General features: G+C 72.8%; 18 protein-coding genes. 6 read left to right on the top strand and 12 right to left on the bottom strand.

What is annotated here, in order from left to right:
* Positions 1-4: 4 nt before the first annotated feature.
* Both rpmI and infC read right to left on the bottom strand, forming a co-directional pair.
* On the bottom strand, positions 5-199 hold the full coding sequence (gene rpmI / locus BEK98_RS14275) for a 50S ribosomal protein L35 (RefSeq protein WP_004933563.1): 195 nt from the start codon (positions 197-199) through the stop codon (positions 5-7).
* A gap of 110 nt (positions 200-309) precedes the next feature.
* On the bottom strand, positions 310-993 hold the full coding sequence (infC, locus tag BEK98_RS14270; RefSeq protein ID WP_094216868.1) for a translation initiation factor IF-3: 684 nt from the start codon (positions 991-993) through the stop codon (positions 310-312).
* A gap of 384 nt (positions 994-1377) precedes the next feature.
* On the opposite strand from infC, the gene BEK98_RS14260 reads away from it, so the two are divergent.
* The gene (locus BEK98_RS14260; RefSeq protein WP_094216867.1) at positions 1378-1734 is read left to right on the top strand and encodes a DUF1844 domain-containing protein; all 357 of its coding nucleotides are present in this window, start codon (positions 1378-1380) and stop codon (positions 1732-1734) included.
* Between the two features lie 15 nt (positions 1735-1749).
* Here the strand turns inward: BEK98_RS14260 and BEK98_RS14255 are convergent, their stop codons facing one another.
* On the bottom strand, positions 1750-2481 hold the full coding sequence (locus tag BEK98_RS14255; RefSeq protein ID WP_094216866.1) for an SseB family protein: 732 nt from the start codon (positions 2479-2481) through the stop codon (positions 1750-1752).
* Between the two features lie 150 nt (positions 2482-2631).
* Between BEK98_RS14255 and BEK98_RS14250 the strand changes: the two genes are divergently transcribed.
* A complete protein-coding gene (locus tag BEK98_RS14250; RefSeq protein ID WP_094216865.1) occupies positions 2632-3582 on the top strand; it encodes a serine hydrolase in 951 nt (316 codons plus the stop codon).
* On the opposite strand, the gene mycP is transcribed toward BEK98_RS14250, so the two are convergent.
* Together mycP and BEK98_RS14240 are read right to left on the bottom strand one after the other, a co-directional pair.
* A complete protein-coding gene (gene mycP, locus BEK98_RS14245; RefSeq protein WP_094216864.1) occupies positions 3579-4730 on the bottom strand; it encodes a type VII secretion-associated serine protease mycosin in 1152 nt (383 codons plus the stop codon). The two genes, BEK98_RS14250 and mycP, sit on opposite strands and share 4 nt — an antisense overlap.
* Before the next feature lie 5 nt (positions 4731-4735).
* Positions 4736-5617, bottom strand: a complete 882-nt coding sequence (locus BEK98_RS14240; protein WP_244201856.1) for a hypothetical protein — start codon at positions 5615-5617, stop codon at positions 4736-4738.
* Between the two features lie 1494 nt (positions 5618-7111).
* On the opposite strand from BEK98_RS14240, the gene BEK98_RS14235 reads away from it, so the two are divergent.
* A complete protein-coding gene (locus BEK98_RS14235) occupies positions 7112-8314 on the top strand; it encodes an amino acid deaminase/aldolase (protein ID WP_094216863.1) in 1203 nt (400 codons plus the stop codon).
* A gap of 7 nt (positions 8315-8321) precedes the next feature.
* Here BEK98_RS14235 and BEK98_RS14230 read toward each other — a convergent pair whose 3' ends face one another.
* The 4 genes from BEK98_RS14230 to BEK98_RS14215 are packed head-to-tail and all read right to left on the bottom strand — an operon-like array spanning position 8322 to position 13099.
* On the bottom strand, positions 8322-9554 hold the full coding sequence (locus BEK98_RS14230) for an HAD family hydrolase (protein WP_094216862.1): 1233 nt from the start codon (positions 9552-9554) through the stop codon (positions 8322-8324).
* A 25-nt stretch (positions 9555-9579) separates the two neighbouring features.
* Entirely contained in the window at positions 9580-10362 is a 783-nt protein-coding gene (locus BEK98_RS14225; protein ID WP_094216861.1) for a 3-oxoacyl-ACP reductase, read from the bottom strand.
* Positions 10359-11732: an aldehyde dehydrogenase family protein gene (locus BEK98_RS14220; RefSeq protein WP_094216860.1), complete on the bottom strand. Its 1374-nt coding sequence runs from the start codon at positions 11730-11732 to the stop codon at positions 10359-10361. Before BEK98_RS14220 ends, BEK98_RS14225 begins: the two co-directional genes overlap by 4 nt.
* 8 nt (positions 11733-11740) lie before the next feature.
* Positions 11741-13099, bottom strand: a complete 1359-nt coding sequence (locus tag BEK98_RS14215) for a glutamine synthetase family protein (RefSeq protein WP_094216859.1) — start codon at positions 13097-13099, stop codon at positions 11741-11743.
* A 95-nt stretch (positions 13100-13194) separates the two neighbouring features.
* On the opposite strand from BEK98_RS14215, the gene BEK98_RS14210 reads away from it, so the two are divergent.
* Both BEK98_RS14210 and BEK98_RS14205 read left to right on the top strand, forming a co-directional pair.
* Positions 13195-13932 carry a FadR/GntR family transcriptional regulator gene (locus tag BEK98_RS14210; RefSeq protein WP_094216858.1) on the top strand — a complete coding sequence of 246 codons (738 nt, stop codon included), beginning with the start codon at positions 13195-13197 and terminating at the stop codon, positions 13930-13932.
* A gap of 52 nt (positions 13933-13984) precedes the next feature.
* On the top strand, positions 13985-14671 hold the full coding sequence (locus tag BEK98_RS14205; RefSeq protein WP_094216857.1) for a gamma-glutamyl-gamma-aminobutyrate hydrolase family protein: 687 nt from the start codon (positions 13985-13987) through the stop codon (positions 14669-14671).
* A 2-nt stretch (positions 14672-14673) separates the two neighbouring features.
* On the opposite strand, the gene BEK98_RS14200 is transcribed toward BEK98_RS14205, so the two are convergent.
* Complete coding sequence (locus BEK98_RS14200; protein WP_094216856.1) at positions 14674-15603, bottom strand: LysR family transcriptional regulator; 930 nt, start codon at positions 15601-15603, stop codon at positions 14674-14676.
* A 70-nt stretch (positions 15604-15673) separates the two neighbouring features.
* Between BEK98_RS14200 and BEK98_RS14195 the strand changes: the two genes are divergently transcribed.
* On the top strand, positions 15674-16831 hold the full coding sequence (locus BEK98_RS14195; RefSeq protein WP_094216949.1) for a TDT family transporter: 1158 nt from the start codon (positions 15674-15676) through the stop codon (positions 16829-16831).
* On the opposite strand, the gene BEK98_RS14190 is transcribed toward BEK98_RS14195, so the two are convergent.
* Both BEK98_RS14190 and BEK98_RS14185 read right to left on the bottom strand, forming a co-directional pair.
* Positions 16743-17462, bottom strand: a complete 720-nt coding sequence (locus BEK98_RS14190; protein WP_094216855.1) for a helical backbone metal receptor — start codon at positions 17460-17462, stop codon at positions 16743-16745. The two genes, BEK98_RS14195 and BEK98_RS14190, sit on opposite strands and share 89 nt — an antisense overlap.
* A 6-nt stretch (positions 17463-17468) precedes the next feature.
* Positions 17469-18041 (bottom strand): helix-turn-helix domain-containing protein, encoded by a 573-nt coding sequence (locus tag BEK98_RS14185; protein ID WP_094216854.1) that lies wholly within the window; start codon positions 18039-18041, stop codon positions 17469-17471.
* Between the last annotated feature and the right edge of the window lie 360 nt (positions 18042-18401).

The following is an 18401-nucleotide window of genomic DNA, read 5'->3' as shown; positions in this document are numbered from 1 at the left end:
GACGTCACTTGCCGAGAAGCTTCTTGATCTTCGCGGCGTCGCCCGGGGCCATCTCGGCGTTGCCGGTGAGGCGGCGCGTCACGCGGGACGACTTGTGCTCGAGCAGGTGGCGCTTGCCGGCGCGCTCACGGAGCACCTTGCCGGAGCCGGTGACCTTGAAGCGCTTGCTGGCACCGCTGTGCGACTTGTTCTTCGGCATAGCGCCGTTCTCTCCTCGTCGGTGGCGTTCCGGTGCCCGGTCGCGAAACCGGGCACGGTGGAACGTCGCTCTTGTATCGGTTACATCCTGGGGACTCGCGTCCCCCGGGATCACGCCTCGGCGGATGCCTCGGCAGGGGCCTCGGCGGATGCCTCGACGCTGTCGGCGCCTTCGGCGTCCTCGAGGTCGAGGTCAGCGGCGTTCTGCGAACGACCGGGGTTGGCCTTCGCTTCCGCCTTCCGGGCCTCCTGCGCCTGGCGAGCCTCGGCCATCGCCTCGGTCTTCTTCTTGTGCGGACCGAGAACCATGATCATGTTGCGGCCGTCCTGCTTCGGGTTCGACTCCACGAACCCCAGCTCCTGGACGTCCTCCGCGAGGCGCTGCAGCAACCGGTAGCCCAGCTCGGGCCGGGACTGCTCGCGACCACGGAACATGATCGTGATCTTGACCTTGTCGCCCTGCTTGAGGAACCGAACGACGTGACCCTTCTTGGTGTCATAGTCGTGCGGGTCGATCTTCGGCCGGAGCTTCATCTCCTTGATGACCGTGTGCGCCTGGTTCTTGCGCGCCTCACGGGCCTTCATGGCCGACTCGTACTTGAACTTCCCGTAGTCCATGAGCTTGCAGACCGGCGGACGGGCGTTCGCCGCCACCTCGACCAGGTCGAGGTCGTACTCCTGCGCAAGCTCCAGGGCCTTGGCAAGCGGGACAATCCCGACCTGCTCGCCGCTGGGACCGACAAGTCGCACCTCGGGAACGCGAATCCGGTCGTTGATGCGGGGCTCGGTGCTGATGGATCCTCCTCGGTAGCACCATACGGCGGTCTGGCGGACAGCCGCGTACGTCTCTTTTCGTAGGACCTAACCGCACCGAAGCACAAAAAATGCCCCGGACGATCACAGGCGGGGCTCCCATAGCAACCGGAGCACCGCCGCGATGACCGCGGGGCGCTGTTCGGGCGGCTCCATCGTCCGTACGGAACGATGGTGGCCGCCTGACCGGGTGACCCGCCGTCCCGGAGGACAGTCAGGTGGGAGATCGGAGCCTCCACTTGTGGGCCGGACACAGTCATGTCCAGCCGGTCGCCCACCAGATTAGCAGGATCGCTTGACAAGGGCTAATTGAGGACGGGTGGGGCTGATTAAGGTGCCCACCCGGCCTCGCCTATCGTGTGGGGCATGAGTGAGACCCCTCCTGAGAACACCGACTTCGACGCGATGACCCGGGACATCGCCGAGGTCCCCGCCGTCGAGGTGATCGTGACGGTCGCCGTCAACCTGATGAGCGCCGCCGCCGTGAAGCTCGGGCTGACCGAGGAGGGCGACAAGTACAAGGACCTGGACGAGGCCCGCAAGCTGGTGACCGCGCTCGCCGGTCTGCTGGACGCGAGCGCGACCGAGATCAGCTCCTTCCACGCGGCCCCGCTGCGCGACGGCCTGAAGTCGCTGCAGCTGGCGTTCCGCGAGGCGTCGATCGTCCCGGACGAGCCGGGTCAGGGCCCGGGCGAGAAGTACACGGGCCCCGTCTACGGCTAGCCACGAGGGGCTTTTCTACTCCCGTACGAACAAGGGCTCGCCCGGAGGCGTGGTCCCGGCCGGCAGCAGTGCCAGGTCGAGACCGCGCACCAGGCGGGCCCGCAGTGTCTCGTCGGCGGCCAGCCGCTCGGCGACCGCGCGGGCGGCCTCGGCGGGCGGGACGGCCGGGTCGAGGACGAGGGCGAGGGTGCCGTCGGCCTGTCCGGGCCCGAGGTGCGCGCGCAGGACGGCGGGCTCGGCGGCCACGGCGGCACGGACGGCCTCGACGACGGCCGGGTCGGCGAGCGGGTCGCCGCTGGTACGTCCCTCGGCGAGGGCGAGCAGCGCGGGGCCGGTCAGCTCGAAGGGCACCGGGCCTGCCAGGTCCAGGACGACCGTGTCCGCCTTCTCGTGCGCGGCGGCCTGCAGCGCCTGGTGCAGGGGTACGGCGACGGGGCGGGCCGCCGGGTCCCAGCGGGCCAGGGAGTCGGTGGAGGTGAAGGCGGGCAGGGCGGTGCGGCCGCCGGCCTTCAGGGTCGGTACGGCCATGTCGCTGGTCTTCTCGCGGCGCAGCCCGTTCTCGTCCTCCTCGACCTCGCCGAGCAGGGCGACGACCGGGACGAGCAGGCGGGCCCCCTTCAGCGCCTCCAGGACAGGCGCCAGAGCGCCGCGGTCCTCGGCCCAGGCGGCGAGCGCGGCGCTCAGCCGGGGGTCGGCGGAGCCGTCGTCGTCGGAGAAGCCGGGGTCGGGAATGTTCTTGTTCGCCACGGTCACCGACCCTATAGGGGGGAAGCTGCTGGGCTTGTGCGGGGCCGGAAACCGGGCCGTCACCCGACTCACAGGAATCTCAGCATTCCCTGACGCAGATCTAACGTCCGTCTAACGGACCGCACAGTCCCCGCCCCGAGCATCGCGGGCATGGAGTCCTCCAGAGCCAGCCGTCGCCGCCGTTCCCGTCGCTCCCGCCGCCGCCCGCTTCTCTTCACCGCGCTCGCCGCGATCGCCGTCAGCGGGGTCACCGCGGGCGGGACGGTCTATGTGAAGGCGCGGGCGCACTCCGGTGCGCGGGCCGTGGCGTCGGCGTCGGCTCCGGCACCGGCGTCGGTCTCCCCCTCGACCACGGAGGCGTCGGTGGAGCCGGCGGCGGTGGACCGCAAGGCGCTGCTGTCCCAGGCGATGGCCTCGGTGAGCGTGCCGTCCGGCGCGAAGGTGTCGGCTGCGGTGCTCGAAGTGGACTCCGGCGAGAGCGCGGCGTACGGCGGGGCCGCCTTCGACACCGCGAGCATCGTCAAGGTCGACATCCTGGCCACGCTGCTGCTGCAGGCGCAGGACGCCGGGCGGCAGTTGACGGTGGCGGAGAAGGCGTACGCCACGAAGATGATCGAGAACAGCGACAACGCCTCTGCGACGGCCCTGTGGCACACGATCGGGCGGGCGGAGGGGCTGGACACGGCGAACGAGCGGTTCGGGCTTGCGGGGACCTCTGGTGGTTCGGGTGAGCTGTGGGGGCTCACGCAGACCACGGCGGCGGATCAACTCGCTTTGCTTCAGCAGGTGTTCGGGGAGGAGTCGCTGCTGAGCGCGGCTTCTCGGACGTACGTCCAGGGGCTGATGAAGGGGGTGGAGGCCGATCAGCAGTGGGGGGTCTCGGCGGCGGCCGTGGGGTCTTCGTGGGCTCTGAAGAACGGGTGGCTGGCGCGTAGTACGACCGGGCTGTGGGACGTGAACAGCATCGGGCGGGTGACGGTGGACGGGACCGACTACCTGGTGGCTGTGCTGTCCAAGGGGACCGCCAGTGAGGCGAAGGGGATTTCGCTGGTGGAGGACGCCGCGAAGGCGGCGGTGTCCTCGTTCGCCGCGCCCCTTTAGGTGGTTGTCCTTCGGTTTCTCCAAAGGACCAGCCCCGCCACCAGGAGCACTCCCCCCATGCTCCCTGCCAGGGGGCCCGCCCAGTCGGAGGTGGAACCGGTGGACTTGGGGGCGTCCGGGCCGGGGCCGAAGTACTTCTCGTCGTACGACGCCGGGCGCAGACCCCGTGGCTTCAGTTTGGCCGCCGCCTTGAGGGCCGCTGCCGGGTCGATCATGCCGAAGCCTCGGGAGTCGTCGCGGCCACCCACCGGGGCGTCCCTGGCCGTGTCCTCCAACAGCTTCTTGATCTGGGCCGGGGTCAGGGTGGGGTGGGCCGCCTTGATCAGGGCCGCGGCGCCCGAGACGAAGGCGGAGGCGGCCGAGGTGCCCCAGCCTTCGTAGTACTTGTGGTCGGGGTCGGCGATCACGACGTTCACGCCGGGTGCGCTGACCGCGGCGTACCAGCGGCGGGTGGAGAAGGAGGCGCGGGTGCCGTACTTGTCCACGGCGGTGGCGGCGATGACGCCCGGGTAGGCGGCCGGGTAGGAGACGTGGTCGCCCTTGTCGCCGCCGTTGCCCGCGGAGGCCACGACGACCACGCCCTTCTTCAGGGCGTACTGCACGGCCTCGTCCTCGCTCGGCTCCGGGTGCGCGGAGTTGGAGTCGTCGCCGAGGGAGAGGTTGATGACGTCGGCGCCGTGGTCGGCGGCCCAGCGGATGCCGTCGGCCAGGGCGTTGCCTCGGGTGGTGCGGGCCTTGGCGCGGGCGGAGTCGCCGTCCTCCAGGATGACCCGCACGGGCAGGATCTTCGCCTCGGGCGCGACGCCCATGACGCCCTCGGTGTCGCCGGGGCCGTGGCCGTGCCCGGCGATGATGCCGGCCATGGCGGTGCCGTGCCGGGCCCAGGCGCGGTCGCCGGGCTTGGCGCCGAAGCCGATCATGTCCTTGGTGGGCAGGACGTTGCCGGCCAGGTCCGGGTGGTCGGCCTCGACTCCGGTGTCCAGGACGGCGACGGTGACGCCCTGGCCCTTGGTGGTGCGCCAGGCCTCCTCGAGGTGGAGGGCGGACAGGCCCCACTGCTGGCCGCGGATGCTGTCGGCGTGGGCGGTGGCGGACGGCAGCAGGACGAGGGAGCCGGCGAGCAGGAGGCTCACCGCCGAGCCGGTCATTCGCTTCACGAGGGCTTCTCCGTGGCCGAGCTGACGGTCTGACGCAGTCGCCGTTCGACACGGTCGGCGAGGCCCTGGGCCTCGTTGCCGAGGCCGGCCTGGGCGGGTGCCGAGGTGGCACCGGAGCGGAGGGCGTCCGCGGCGGGCAGGGGCGCGTCGACGGTGCGGCCGTCGGCCCAGCCGGAGACCGAGTAGGCGACGACGGGGGCGTCGGTGAGGACGGAGAGGGTCCAGGTGGCGCGCTGCTTGGCGCCGAAGCCGGCCGCGGCGGTGCCCTTGGCGGCGTACGGCCGGGGCATCAGGTCGCCCCGGCGGTCCAGGTGTTCGTCGCGGAAGCGTGCGGCGAGCGCGGACATGGCGGCGGAGTCGGCCTTGGTGAACAGCAGGCCGACGGTGGTGACGTAGGTCTGGGTGGCGTCGGTGTAGGTGGCGCGCAGGAGCCGCTGGCAGCCGACGGGGGCGAGGACCTTGTGCAGCAGTGGGTCGAAGGCGTCGGCGCAGTTGGTGTCCGGGGCGACGGCGATCCGCGTCCAGGTCCGGTCGGCACCGCCGGGTCCGGCACCGGTGCCCTGGAGGGTGGGCGGGAAGAGCTGGTCGACGGGCACGCTGTGCCACAGGGTCGCGGCCGCGGTGAACCCGCTCCCGGCCGTGCCGTCCCCGCCGTCCCCGGTGAGCCAACTCCCGGTCACGGCACCGCCGATGAGGCCCAGCCCGAGGACCAGGCAGGCGGCGGCAGCGGCGGTCCGCGGACCTACCCGCACCCCCAGCGGCCGCGCCCGTGTCCGCTCGTCGTACCCCTCGGGCTCCCCGAACGACACGACGGGCCGAGCGGCCGCCCCCGCGCTCCAGGAGAACGCGGGATCCGGCGAAGCCGGCGGAGGGCTCACGGGGTGCGCGGGGTCGCTCGGACTCCAGGCGCCCCGGAGGTCTCGCGCGGGGGGCCTGGGGGGCGGCAGCGGGGAGGCCGGGCGGGTGGCGGCAGGGTCCTGCACGGAGGCCGGGCGGCCGGGGGCAGGCGTGGCCGCGGCCTCCTGACGGCCGGGAGCGGACTCCCCCGGACGGCCGACGGCCGGCGTGGCCGCAGAACCCGCACGGCCCGGAACCGACTCCCCCGGACGGCCGGCAGCCGGCGTGGCTGCCGGGCCAGGGCGCTGCGGCTCGCCCGCCGACCGAATCGGCCGCAGCGGGGCCGTCGTCTCCGAGAGGGACTCCGCGGGCGCCGCGGGGCGGGGCGGTGTACCCGCGTACGGCGTCGGCGCGGAATCCGAACGGCCGGGAGCGGACGGCCCCGGGCGGCCGACGGACGGCATGGCTGCAGAACCCGCACGGCCCGGAACGGACTCACCCGGACGACCAGCGGCCGACGTGGACGCGGAACCGGGACGGCCCGGAACCGACTCACCCGGACGACCAGCGACCGGCATGGACGCGGAACCAGGACGGCCCGGAACCGACTCACCCGGACGACCAGCGACCGGCATGGCTGCAGAATCCGAACGGCCCGGAACGGACTCCCCCGGACGACCAGCAGCCGACGCCGACGCGGAACGGCCCGGAGCAGACTCCCCCGCACGGCCCACGGTCGGCATAGCCGCCGGGCCAGGACGCTGCGGCTCGGTCGCCGGTCGGATCGGGCGGAGCCGGGTCGTCGTCTCGGTCAGGGACTCCGCAGGTGCTCCCGGGCTCGGCGGCACCTTCGTGCCGGCCCGCTCGGCGCGTGCCCTGCGGCCCGTGCTCGGTGCCGTGTCGGGGAGGCGGCCCGCGCTCGGCGGGGTGTCGGGGAAGCGGGCCGAGGCAGGGGGCGGCGGCGGGCTCACCGGGTCCGGGGCCTGGGGTACGGGGAAGGGCCGTCCCGCGGCGGACGGCTGCCCCGGCGCCCGCGTGGCGCGGGGTGCGAACACGGAGGGTTCGTCGTCGAGGTCCTCGGAGCCGGGAGTGGCCGGGATCGCCGCCGACCCTGCGGAAAACGTCCGGTACCCGGCCGGCTCGCGGGCGCCCGTGGCCGCCGACGGTCCGGGCGTCGCCGGTGACGGCGGTTCGGTGGTGGGGCCGGGAGGCGGATTCGTCGGGCGTGGCGGTACGGGGGCGCGGCGCGCTTCCGTGCTCATGCACCCCCCGTTTCCTCGTGCCCGGGCCGTTTCCTCGTACGCGGGCCGTCGTGCTCCTCGGCCGCGCCCGGTGCGGAGACCTCGTCCGGGCACGCATACCCGTACGGCTGGACAGGCATCCCGGTTCAGGTGAAGCGGCCGGGCGTGTTCCGCCGTACGTGCGCGTCACTCTACGGGTTGTCCGGGAGAGAGGGAGAACCAGTCCACGAGCCCGGGGCATCTGCCCGGAACGTCCCCCTACCCTGCGGTAATCCTGTCTGGCAGGCTTCCGTCATGACTGCGCGTGCCGCTGATCGGGCCCGTTACGACCGGGCCACTGCCCATCTCGACGCCCCTCTCGCGATCGTGGATCTGGACGCCTTCGACGCCAACGCGGACGATCTCGTCCGCCGTGCCGCCGGAAAGCCGGTCCGGGTCGCCAGCAAGTCGGTTCGCTGCCGGGCCCTGCTGGAACGCGTCCTGGCCAGGGACGGCTTCCAGGGGATCATGTCGTTCACCCTCGCCGAGTCGCTGTGGCTCGCGCGTTCCGGGTTCGACGACATCCTGTTGGCCTATCCGTCCGCCGACCGGTCCGGTTTCGCGGAGCTGGCCGCCGATCCCAAGCTCGCGGGCGCCGTCACCGTGATGATCGACGACGTCGCCCACCTCGACCTCATCGACGCGGCTCGCGACGGCGGGCGTGAAGTGGTGCGGGTCTGCCTGGAGTTGGACACCTCGCTGAAGCTGCTGGGCGGCCGGGTCCGGGTGGGGGCGCTGCGTTCGCCGCTGTACTCGCCCGCCCAACTCGCCGAGCTGGCCCGGGCCGTGGCCCGGCGACCCGGCTTCAAGCTGGTGGGGATCATGGCGTACGAGGGGCACATCGCCGGGGTCGGGGACTCCGTGGCCGGGCGGCCGCTGCGTTCGCGGGCCGTCCGGCTGATGCAGGCCGCCGCGCGGCGGGAGCTGGCCGAGCGGCGCGGTGCCGTGGTGCGGGCGGTCCGGGCCGTGGCGCCCGACCTGGAGTTCGTCAACGGCGGTGGCACGGGCAGCGTGCAGCACACCGCCGCCGAGGACGCGGTCACGGAGATCGCGGCGGGTTCGGGGCTGTATGTGCCGCGGCTCTTCGACAACTACACGTCCTTCAGCGGCCGTCCGGCCGCCCTGTTCGCGCAGCCCGTCGTACGGCGGCCGGGCGTGGGGGTCGTCACCGTGCTCGGCGGTGGCTATCCGGCCTCCGGCGCGGCCGGTCCCGACCGGCTGCCGGTGCCGTACCTGCCGGAGGGGCTCAGGTACGACCCGCAGGAGGGCCCCGGCGAGGTGCAGACCCCGCTGCTCGGCTCGCCCGCCGACGATCTGCTCATCGGCGACAAGGTGTGGTTCCGGCACGCCAAGGCGGGCGAGCTGTGCGAGCGGTTCGATGTGCTGCAGCTGGTCGAGGGGGACGCGGTGACCGCGACCGTGCCCACCTACCGGGGCGAGGGGCAGACCTTCCTCTGAGCGCCGTTCAGTAGACGGTGTCGGCTCGGTCCGGCACCACCGTGCCGTCGGCGCGCCGGAGCGGTCCGAGCATGCCGTCGGGATGGGTGCGGGCGGTGGTCGCGCACGGGTACGGCTCCGGCCTGCGCGGCAGCGGGGCGATGAACATGGGGTTCACCAGCCAGTGGCCGTCGGCGTCGTCGTAGGCCCGGCACATCAGCTCCGGCTTGTTGCGGTTGATCACGAGGTGGGCGCCGGTGGCGTCCCCGACGAAGGTGACGTCGGTGTCGGCGTCACCGGCCGCGAGCGCGGGCCGCCGTTTCCAGGGCTGCCGCTGCCAGGCGGCGGCGCCCTGGACGCCGTAGATCTCCTGGTTGATCCAGCAGCGCTTGCCGTCGATGTACGGGATCACCGCGCCCCGGGTCGCCGGGACGCCGCCGCAGCCCTCGTTCCGCACGGTGATCCGGCCCCGGCGGTCCAGGACCGGGCGGATGGCGATGGTGTGGGCCGCGTCGACGCCGACCGCCCGGGACCAGACCTCGGTGACGGGTTCCGCGCCGGCCGAGACGACGTACACCTCGAATCCGGCTCGCATCAGGGTGCGGATCAGGTCGCGCTGCTGGTCGTAGTAGCGGACGTAGGCGGGGACCGTGCGGGTGCCCAGGGTGCGGGTCGCGCCGACGGGGGCGGCCAGGGCCTCGCGGCGGGCGGAGCCGGCGTAGGAGGCCAGTTCGGCGGGGGTGCGGCCGGCGAAGAGCTGGGGGATCCAGGCGTACTGCGGGACCGTGCGGCGGTGGTTCCAGCGGCCGGCGAAGGCGGGGGCGCCGCTCGTCGTGGTGCCGGTCTCGCGGATCCGCACGATCTCGTCGGTGCAGCGGGGGCGGGTCGAGGTGCGCAGGGGTGCGCCCGCTCCGGTGCCGCAGGCTGCCGTGAGGGCGTGGTCGGCGGCGTCGGTCAGCCAGGCGCTGGTGTCCTTCCAGCGGACGGGGCGCAGGAGCCGGTCGTGGCGCAGGGCCCAGGAGAGGGTGGCATCGGTGACGTCGTTCTTGGTGACCGTGTTGTCCCAGTCGAACGTGGCCACCGCGCCCCGGTGACCGGAGCAGGTGCCATGACTGTCGATGACCTGCTGGAGGCGGGCACGGTTGTCGCCGTACCAGGTACCGGTCAGCCGAGGGCAGTTGTGAGGGGCCGCCGTCGATGCGGTGGGCGCGGCCGCCAGGGCGGCGGCCGCTGCCAGGGTCCACGCGAGATGCTGTCGCATACGCGCGGACCGTACACCTTTGTCCCTACAGGGGCGTGACGTACGCGCCCGAGATTCCGCCGTCCACCAGGAAGTCGGTGGCGTTGACGAAGGAGGAGTCGTCGCTGGCCAGGAAGGCGACGGCGGCGGCGATCTCCTCGGCCTCGGCGAACCGGCCGACGGGGATGTGGACGAGCCGGCGGGCGGCCCGCTCCGGGTCCTTGGCGAACAGCTCCTGGAGGAGCGGGGTGTTCACCGGGCCGGGGCACAGGGCGTTCACCCGGATGCCCTCGCGGGCGAACTGCACGCCCAGTTCGCGGGACATGGCCAGCACACCGCCCTTGGAGGCCGTGTACGAGATCTGCGAGGTGGCCGCGCCCATCCGGGCCACGAAGGACGCCGTGTTGATGATGGAGCCCTTGCCCTGGCGGCGCATGTACGGGATGGCGGCCTTGCAGCACAGGTAGACGGAGGTGAGGTTGACCTCCTGGACCCGCTTCCAGGCCTCCAGCCCTGTCTCCAGGATGGAGTCGTCGTCGGGCGGGGAGATGCCGGCGTTGTTGAAGGCGACGTCGACGCTGCCGTAGGTGTCGTACGCCGTCTTGAACAACGCCTCGACCTGCTCGGGGTCGGTGACGTCGACCTTGACGAAGATCCCGCCGACCTCGTCGGCGGCGGCCTTGCCGCGGGCCTCGTCGACGTCGCCGCAGACCACGTGCGCGCCCTCGGAGGCGAGGCGGCGGGCGGCGGCGAGGCCGATGCCGCTGCCGGCTCCGGTGACGACGGCGGTACGGCCGACCAGGCGGCGACAAACAGTTTCTGCGGTCACTGTGCGGGGCCCTCCGTGCTGATGAAGACGTTCTTGGTTTCGGTGAAGGCGGTCAGGGCGTCCGGGCCGAGTTCACGGCCGAGTCCGGACTGCTTGAAGCCGCCGAACGGGGTCGAGTAGCGGACGCTGGAGTGGGAGTTGACGGACAGGTTGCCCGCGCGCACGGCCTGCGAGACGCGCAGGGCACGGCCCACGTCCCGGGTCCAGATGGAGCCGGAGAGGCCGTAGGGGGTGTCGTTGGCGAGGCGGATCGCGTCCTCCTCGTCGGTGAAGGGGAGGAGGACGGCGACGGGGCCGAAGATCTCCTCGCGGGCGGCCTGGCTGTCGTGCCGCTCCCCCGTCAGGACGGTCGGCGGGAACCAGAAGCCGGGTCCGTCGGGTGCGCTGCCGCGCAGGGCCGAGGCGTCCTCGGGGACGTACGACCGGACGCGATCGAGCTGCTGACGGGAGATCAGCGGGCCCATCTGGGTCTTCTCGTCGGCCGGGTCGCCCACCACGACGCCGGCCAGCGCGTCGGCGAGGAAGTCGCGGGCCTCGTCGTACACCGACTCCTGGACGAGGATGCGGGTGCGGGCGCAGCAGTCCTGGCCGGAGTTGTCCAGGAAGGAGAAGGGGTCGAGGGCGGCCTTGAGGTCGGCGTCGGCGAAGACGACGTTGGGGCTCTTGCCGCCGAGTTCGAGGGTCAGGCGCTTGGTCTGGTCGGCGCAGAGCGCCATGATCCGCCTGCCGACCCGGGTGGAGCCGGTGAAGACGATCTTGCCGACGCGCGGGTTCAGCACGAGGGACTCGCCCGCGATGTCGCCACGGCCCGGCAGGACCTGGAACAGGTGCTCGGGCAGGCCCGCCTCCAGCGCGAGTTCGGCCAGGCGCAGGGCGGTCAACGGCGTGGTCTCGGCGGGCTTGAGCAGCACCGCGTTGCCCGCCGCGAGCGCCGGGGCCATGCCCCACGCGGCGATCGGCATCGGGAAGTTCCAGGGCGCGATGACCCCCACCACACCGAGCGGTTCGAGAAACGTGACGTCCAGCCCGCCGGCGACCGGGATCTGCCGACCGGTCAGCCGCTCCACTCCCCCAGCCGCGTAGTCCAGCAGATCGCGGACGTTGCCGGCCTCCCAGCGGGCGTTGCCGATGGTGTGGCCGGCCTCGCGCACCTCCAGCCGGGCGAGTTCCTCGATGTGGTCGTCGACGACGGCGGCGAAGCGGCGCAGCAGCCGGGCCCGGTCGACGGGCGCGAGTGCGGCCCAGGCCCGCTGGGCCCGTTCGGCTCGGTACGCGGCCGCGTCGACGTCCTGCTCGACGGCGCCGGGTACGGTCGCGATCACCTCTTCCGTCGCGGGGTTGAGGACGTCGAGTTCATACAGTTGCGACACGTCATGCCTCACAAGCGTTCGAAGGAGCGGCGCAGCTCCCAGTCGGTCACCGCCGCGTCGAAGGCCTCCAGCTCGACGCGTGCCATGTTGCGGTAGTGCGCGACGACCTCGTCGCCGAAGGCGGCCTTGGCGATCGGGCTGTTCTCCCAGAGTTCGGCGGCCTCGCGCAGGGTGGTCGGGACGTGCTCGAAGTCGGCGGTGTAGGCGTTGCCGGGGCAGGGCTCGGGGAGTTCCAGCTTCTGCTCGATGCCGTACAGGCCGGCCGCGACCAGTCCGGCGACGGCGAGGTACGGGTTGACGTCTCCGCCGGGGAGGCGGTTCTCGAAGCGCAGGGAGCGGCCGTGGCCGACCACGCGCAGGGAGCAGGTGCGGTTGTCGTGGCCCCAGGCGACGGCGGTGGGCGCGAAGGAGCCGGGCTGGAACCGCTTGTAGGAGTTGATGTTGGGGGCGTAGAGCAGGGAGAAGTCACGCAGGGCCGCGAGCTGTCCGGCGAGGAAGTGCCGCATCACGTCGGACATCCCCTCGGACCCGGCCATCGCGTTGTCGCCGTCGGCGTCCGCGAGCGAGAGGTGGATGTGGCAGGAGTTGCCCTCGCGCTCGTTGTACTTGGCCATGAAGGTGATCGAGACGCCTTCCTGGGCGGCGATCTCCTTGGCGCCGGTCTTGTAGAGGGCGTGCTGGTCGCAGGTGCGCAGGGCCTCGTCGTAGCGGAAGGCGATCTCGTGCTGGCCGGGGTTGCACTCGCCCTTGGCGGACTCGACGGTGAGGCCGGCGCCGGCCATGTCGTTGCGCAGCCGGCGCAGCAGGGGCTCGATGCGGCCGGTGCCGAGGATGGAGTAGTCGATGTTGTACTGGTTGGCCGGGGTCAGGCCGCGGTAGTTCGCGTCCCAGGCCTGCTCGTAGCTGTCCTTGAAGACGATGAACTCCAGCTCGGTGCCGACCTGGGCGGTGTAGCCGAGTTCGGCGAGCCGGTCGAGCTGGCGGCGCAGGATCTGGCGCGGGGCGGCGACGACCGGGGTGCCGTCGTTCCAGGCGAGGTCGGCGACGAGCAGGGCGGTGCCGGGGTGCCAGGGGATGCGGCGCAGGGTGGACAGGTCGGGGTGCATGGCGAAGTCGCCGTAACCGCGGTCCCAGGAGGACATCGCGTAACCGTCGACGGTGTTCATCTCGGTGTCGACGGCGAGGAGGTAGTTGCAGCCCTCGGTGCCGTGCTGCAGGACCTCGTCGAGGAAGAAGCGGGCGGCGAACCGCTTGCCCTGGAGACGCCCTTGCATGTCGGGGAAGGCCAGGACGACAGTGTCGATCTCACCACCGGCGACGAGGGCGTGCAGCTCCTCGACACTCAGCGGGGGTGTGCGGTCTGCCACGGGAGAACTCCTTCGGCTTCTTCACGCTTTTTCGGCCGGGCCGGGAGCCATAAGGTATTGCCGAGAACCATTGCTTGGGAAGGGGGTACGGCCGGATGTCGCAGGAGACGGACGCGTACAGCGTGAACGACCGGCTCACTCCGGTGTTGCGGCCGGTACGGGCCGGCAACGGCTTCGAGGAGGCGCTGGAGCAGATCCTCCAGGTCGTGCGGCTCGGTCTGGTGCCGGGCGGCGAGCGGCTGCCGGCCGAGCGGGAGCTGGCGGAGCGGCTCGGGATCAGCCGGGTGACGCTGCGCGAGGTGCTGAAGGTGCTGCAGGACCAGGGGCTGGTGGAGGCCCGGCGCGGGCGGTACGGCGGAACGTTCGTGCTGCCGCGCACGGACGCGGGCGGCGAGGACGAGCTGCGGCGGCGGATCGCCGAGGTCGACATCGAGGACGTGCTGCGCTTCCGCGAGGTGCTGGAGGTGGGCGCGGCCGGGCTGTGCGCGGCGCACGGGCTGACGGACGAGCAGGCCGGCCGGTTGCGGGAGGCGCTGGACCGGACCCATGAGGCGCCGCTCGCGGAGTACCGGCGGCTGGACACACTGCTGCATCTGACGCTGGCCGAGCTGTGCGGTTCGCCGTCGCTGACCGCGCAGTACGCGGCGGTGCGGGCGACCGTCAACGACCTGCTGGACTGCATCCCGCTGCTGGTGCGCAACCTGGAGCACTCGCAGCGGCAGCACATCGCGCTGGTGGAGGCGGTGCTGGACGGGGACGCGGACGGGGCGCGGGAGATGATGCGGGAGCACTGCGCGGGTACGGCGGCGCTGCTGCGGGGCTTCCTGGCGTGAGCCGGCTCTGCAAAGGTATGGGCATGGACCTTTGGATTCCTGGGAGGGCGGCATGACCGTACGACCGCTGATCGGTGTGAGCACGTACCTGGAGGCCGGTACGCGCTGGGGCGTGTGGGAGCTGGACGCGGCGCTGGTGCCGGCCGGTTATCCGCGGCTGGTGCAGCGGGCCGGGGGGCTCACCGCCATGCTGCCGCCGGACGCGCCCGAGCGGGCCGCGGATGCGGTGGAGCGGCTGGACGGGCTGGTGATCGCGGGCGGACCGGACGTGGATCCGTCCCGGTACGGCGCCGAGCGCTCACCGCGTACGGGACCGCCCGCGCCGGAGCGCGACGCGTGGGAACTCGCGCTGATCGAGGCCGCGTTGGCGGCTGGGGTGCCGGTGCTGGGGATCTGCCGGGGGATGCAGCTGCTGAACGTGGCTCTGGGCGGGACGCTGGTGCAGCACATGGACGGGCACGCGGAGGTGGTCGGCGTGTTCGGGAGCCATCCGGTGAAGCCGGTGCCGGGCACGCTGTACGCGGGGATCGTCCCCGAGGAGACCTCCGTGCCCACCTACCACCACCAGGCGGTGGAGCGGCTCGGTACGGGCCTGGTGCCCTCGGCTCACGCGGAGGACGGGACCGTGGAGGCGATCGAACTGCCGTCGAGCGAGGGATGGGTGCTCGGGGTGCAGTGGCATCCGGAGATGGGGAAGGATCTGCGCGTCATGCAGGCGCTCGTGCGGGCCGCATCCTGACCTCACCCCCTCGTCAAGGAAAGCAACTCCCGTGCCGGCCCCGTGGGCCGATGCCCCGTGGGCCACACCGCACGCAGGTCCCGGCGCAACGACACGCCTTCCACCGGGATACCCACCAGCCGCCGCATCGCCAGCTCCTCCCCGACCGCCAGTTCGCTGAGGACGGAGGGGCCCGCGCCGCTCACCGCCGAGGCCTTCACCGCCGTGGTGGAGGACAGTTCGATCAGGGGCCGGGCCAGGCCGCCCAACGCCGTGTCCAGGACCTGGCGGGTGCCGGAGCCCCGCTCGCGCAGGATCAGGGGTGTGGCGGCCAGCTCCTGAGCCGTCACGGGGCGCCGGCGGCGGGCCCAGGGGTGGCCGGGGGCCGTGACGACGATCAGGCGGTCGTGGGCGATCACCGCGGAGTCCAGGCCCGCCGGGACGGTGAGGCCCTCCACGAAGCCCAGGTCCGCCTCGTCGGCCAGCAGGAGTTCCGCGACCTTCGCCGAGTTGCCCGCGAGCAGGGACACCGCGGTGTCGGGGCGCTCGGCGTGCAGGGCGAGGAGCCAGCCCGGGAGCAGGTACTCCGCGATGGTCATGCTCGCCGCGACCCGCAGCCGGGAGTCCCGCCGGTCGCGCAGGGCCCGCGCGCCCGCGTCGAAGGCCGCCGCCGCCTCCACCACCCGGCGGGCCCAGTCCGTCACCAGGGCACCCGCGTCGGTGAGCCGGGAGCCGCGCGGGGAGCGGTCGACCAGGGCGACGCCCAGTTGCCGTTCCATGGACCGGATGCGGCTGCTGGCGGCCGGCTGGGTGATGCCGACCTCCCGCGCCGCCGCCCCGAGACTGCCCAGCCGCGCCACGGCCAGCAGCAGCTCCAGCGCGCCGAGGTCCGGCACCCGGTGCGCCAGCGGGCCGCCGGGGCGGCCGTCGTCCGTCGCGTACTCCTCGCTCATAAGACCAGCTTATGCCCTCATAGACGTGAACTCCCTGGTCAGCGCCGATCGGCGGCGCGAGGGTGAGGACATGGTCACCGCAGCCCATCCCCTGCCCGCCACACGCGCGATCCGCGTCCGGCACCTCGGTCCCAACTGGTACGCCTCCGTGATGGGAACCTCCATCGTCGGCACGGCCGGTGCCGCGCTCCCCCTGCACCTCCCCGGGCTCCGCGAGGTCTGCACGGCCGTCTGGGCGCTGGCCCTGCTCCTGCTGCTGACCCTGCTGACCGCCCGCGCCCGGCACTGGACCCACCACCGCGACCAGGCCCGCGCCGACCTCCTCGACCCCTCCATGGCCCCCTTCTACGGCTGCCTGTCCATGGCCCTGCTGGCGGTCGGCGGCGGCGCCCTGACCCTCGGCCGGGACTGGATCGGCACCGGTCCGGCCGTCGCGCTCGACACGGTCCTGTTCACCGCCGGTACCGCGGTCGGGCTCGCGGCCGCCGTGGCCGTGCCGTACCTGATGGGCGTACGCCACCGCGTCCAGGCCGCCCAGGCCACCCCGGTCTGGCTGCTGCCGCTCGTCGCGCCGATGGTCTCCGCCGCGCTCGGTCCGCTGCTGGTGCCCTATCTGCCGCCGGGGCAGCCCCGGGAGACCCTGCTGCTGGCGTGCTTCGCGCTGTTCGGGCTGAGCCTGCTGGCGACGCTGCTGATGCTGCCGCTGGTCTTCGCCCGGCTGATCACCTCGGGGCCGCTGCCGCTCGCCCTCACCCCGACCCTGTTCCTGGTCCTCGGCCCGCTCGGGCAGTCCACCACCGCCGTCGGCCTGATCGCGGACACGGCTCCCCGGGTCGTACCGGCCCCGTACGACCGCGGTTTCGCGGTGTTCGCGCTGCTCTACGGGGTGCCGGTCATGGGGTTCGCGCTGCTGTGGCTGGCGCTCGCGGCCGCGCACGTGGTGCGGGCCCGGCGGCACGGCATGGGCTTCACCATGACCTGGTGGGCGTTCACCTTCCCGCTGGGCACCTGTGTCACCGGCGCCGCCACCCTCGCCCGGCACACCGGGCTCGCCGGGTACGAGGTCCTGAGCGTCGGACTGTACGGCCTCCTGGTCACCGCGTGGCTCGCGGCCGCGTCGGGGACGGTACGGGGACTGCTCAGCGGTGAGCTGCTCGCAGGGCCTCGCCCAGCACCCGTGGCGCCTCGGCCAGCGACGGTCCGTACCAGGTCAGGTGCCGTCCGCTGACCAGGGCGCAGCTCAGTCCGGGAAACGCCTCGGGGCCGTCGTCGGCGGTGAACCGGTAGGGCTCGTCCGGCAGGACCACGACGTCCGGGGCCGCCGCCCGCAGCTCGTCCAAGGGCACGCGCGGGTAGCGGTCGGGGTGCGTGGCGTACAGGTGGTGCACGCCCAGCCGGGTCAGCACGTCACCCGCGAAGGTGTCCCGGCCCAGGACCATCCAGGGCCGGCGCCAGATCGGCACGACCGCCGTCGTACGCCTCTCCGGCTCGGGAAGCCCGCTCCAGACGGCCTCCGCCTCCTCCAGCCACGGCGGCCGGTCCGGCGCGCCGCACGCGGCCAGCACCCGCTCCAGCTCCCGAAAGGCCTGCGGCACGCTCCGCACCTCGGTGACCAGCACCTCCAGTCCCCCCGCGCGGAGTGCGTCCAGATCGGGGGCGCGGTTCTCCTCCTCGTTGGCGATCACCAGGTCAGGGGCGAGGCCGAGGATCCGCTGCACATCGGGGTTCTTGGTCCCCCCGATCCGGCCGACGTCCAGATCCACCGGATGGCCGCACCAGTCCGTGGCGCCGACGAGGACCCCGGGCAGCGTGACAGCCACCGCCTCGGTGAGGGAGGGAACCAGGGAGACGACGCGCACCCGTTCTCAGCGAGCCCTGTCCTGAACAGCCTCGATATGTTCGGCGACCGCCACCACGATGACCCGCGTGTCCGGAACCGTCGCCCGCCAGCGGTGCCGAACCCCGCCCGTCAGATACAGGGTGTCGCCGCGCCCGAGGCGATACGCCCGCCCCTCCGCCTCGATCTCGACCGCCCCGTCGGCGACGTACATCAGCTCGTCGTTACGGTGCTGGAACTCCCGCCCGGCGTCATGGTCGCCGGTGAACTCGGAGGCGTGCAGCTGATGGTGGCCGCGCACCAGGGAGCGGGTGCGCGGGTCGAAGTCGCCCTCGGCGACGGGCTCGGCGCGTACGACGTCCACGCTGGCCGCCGGGTCGGCGGCGGCGAGGAGCTCCACGGCCGTGGTGCGCAGGGCGTCGGCCAGCTTCTCCAGGGAGGTGCGGCTCGGGCGGGCCTTGTCGTTCTCGACCTGGCTGAGGAAGGGCACCGAGAGGCCGGTGCGCTCGGCCACGACGGCGAGGGTGAGTTCCAGCGCACGGCGACGCCGCCGGACGGCCGCGCCCACCCGCACGGCCTGTTGCTCTTTGTGGTCGCCCATCGCTCCGGCTCCCTCCTTCACTCGTCGTGCCGCCGACCGGGTGTCCGTCGCGGGACACACCTCTGATGAGTTGTCTGCACCCTACGCATGTTCGGCAAACCGTTTCATGCGGCTGTCACATCCCTGACACGCCGGTGGGCCCGCACCCCCATGGTTCGCGCCAGTGCGGCTGCTCGCCGTGCGGGACGGGTCTCCCCTGGTTCAAGGCCGAAGCGGGCCTCGGTGTTCCCGTCGGGGCAGGCCCATGGCGCTCCGTGGTTGGCCGGATCCAACCCGTAGGGGACTCCCGGGATTCGGCACCTGGATACGCCACGAGATCCGGCACCCGGATACGCACCGAGGGGTGGGCGGCGCCCCACG

It is taken from the genome of Streptomyces diastatochromogenes, assembly GCF_002242805.1.
Classification (GTDB): Bacteria; Actinomycetota; Actinomycetes; order Streptomycetales; family Streptomycetaceae; genus Streptomyces; species Streptomyces diastatochromogenes.
This window is presented reverse-complemented; position numbering and strand designations above follow the sequence as displayed.

Coding starts and splice junctions, on each gene's coding strand:
- rpmI (WP_004933563.1), bottom strand. CDS start 199: ATGCCGAAGAACAAGTCGCACAGCGGTGCCAGCAAGCGCTTCAAGGTC.
- BEK98_RS14260 (WP_094216867.1), top strand. CDS start 1,378: ATGAGTGAGACCCCTCCTGAGAACACCGACTTCGACGCGATGACCCGG.
- BEK98_RS14250 (WP_094216865.1), top strand. CDS start 2,632: ATGGAGTCCTCCAGAGCCAGCCGTCGCCGCCGTTCCCGTCGCTCCCGC.
- mycP (WP_094216864.1), bottom strand. CDS start 4,730: ATGACCGGCTCGGCGGTGAGCCTCCTGCTCGCCGGCTCCCTCGTCCTG.
- BEK98_RS14235 (WP_094216863.1), top strand. CDS start 7,112: ATGACTGCGCGTGCCGCTGATCGGGCCCGTTACGACCGGGCCACTGCC.
- BEK98_RS14230 (WP_094216862.1), bottom strand. CDS start 9,554: ATGCGACAGCATCTCGCGTGGACCCTGGCAGCGGCCGCCGCCCTGGCG.
- BEK98_RS14210 (WP_094216858.1), top strand. CDS start 13,195: ATGTCGCAGGAGACGGACGCGTACAGCGTGAACGACCGGCTCACTCCG.
- BEK98_RS14205 (WP_094216857.1), top strand. CDS start 13,985: ATGACCGTACGACCGCTGATCGGTGTGAGCACGTACCTGGAGGCCGGT.
- BEK98_RS14200 (WP_094216856.1), bottom strand. CDS start 15,603: ATGAGCGAGGAGTACGCGACGGACGACGGCCGCCCCGGCGGCCCGCTG.
- BEK98_RS14195 (WP_094216949.1), top strand. CDS start 15,674: ATGGTCACCGCAGCCCATCCCCTGCCCGCCACACGCGCGATCCGCGTC.
- BEK98_RS14185 (WP_094216854.1), bottom strand. CDS start 18,041: ATGGGCGACCACAAAGAGCAACAGGCCGTGCGGGTGGGCGCGGCCGTC.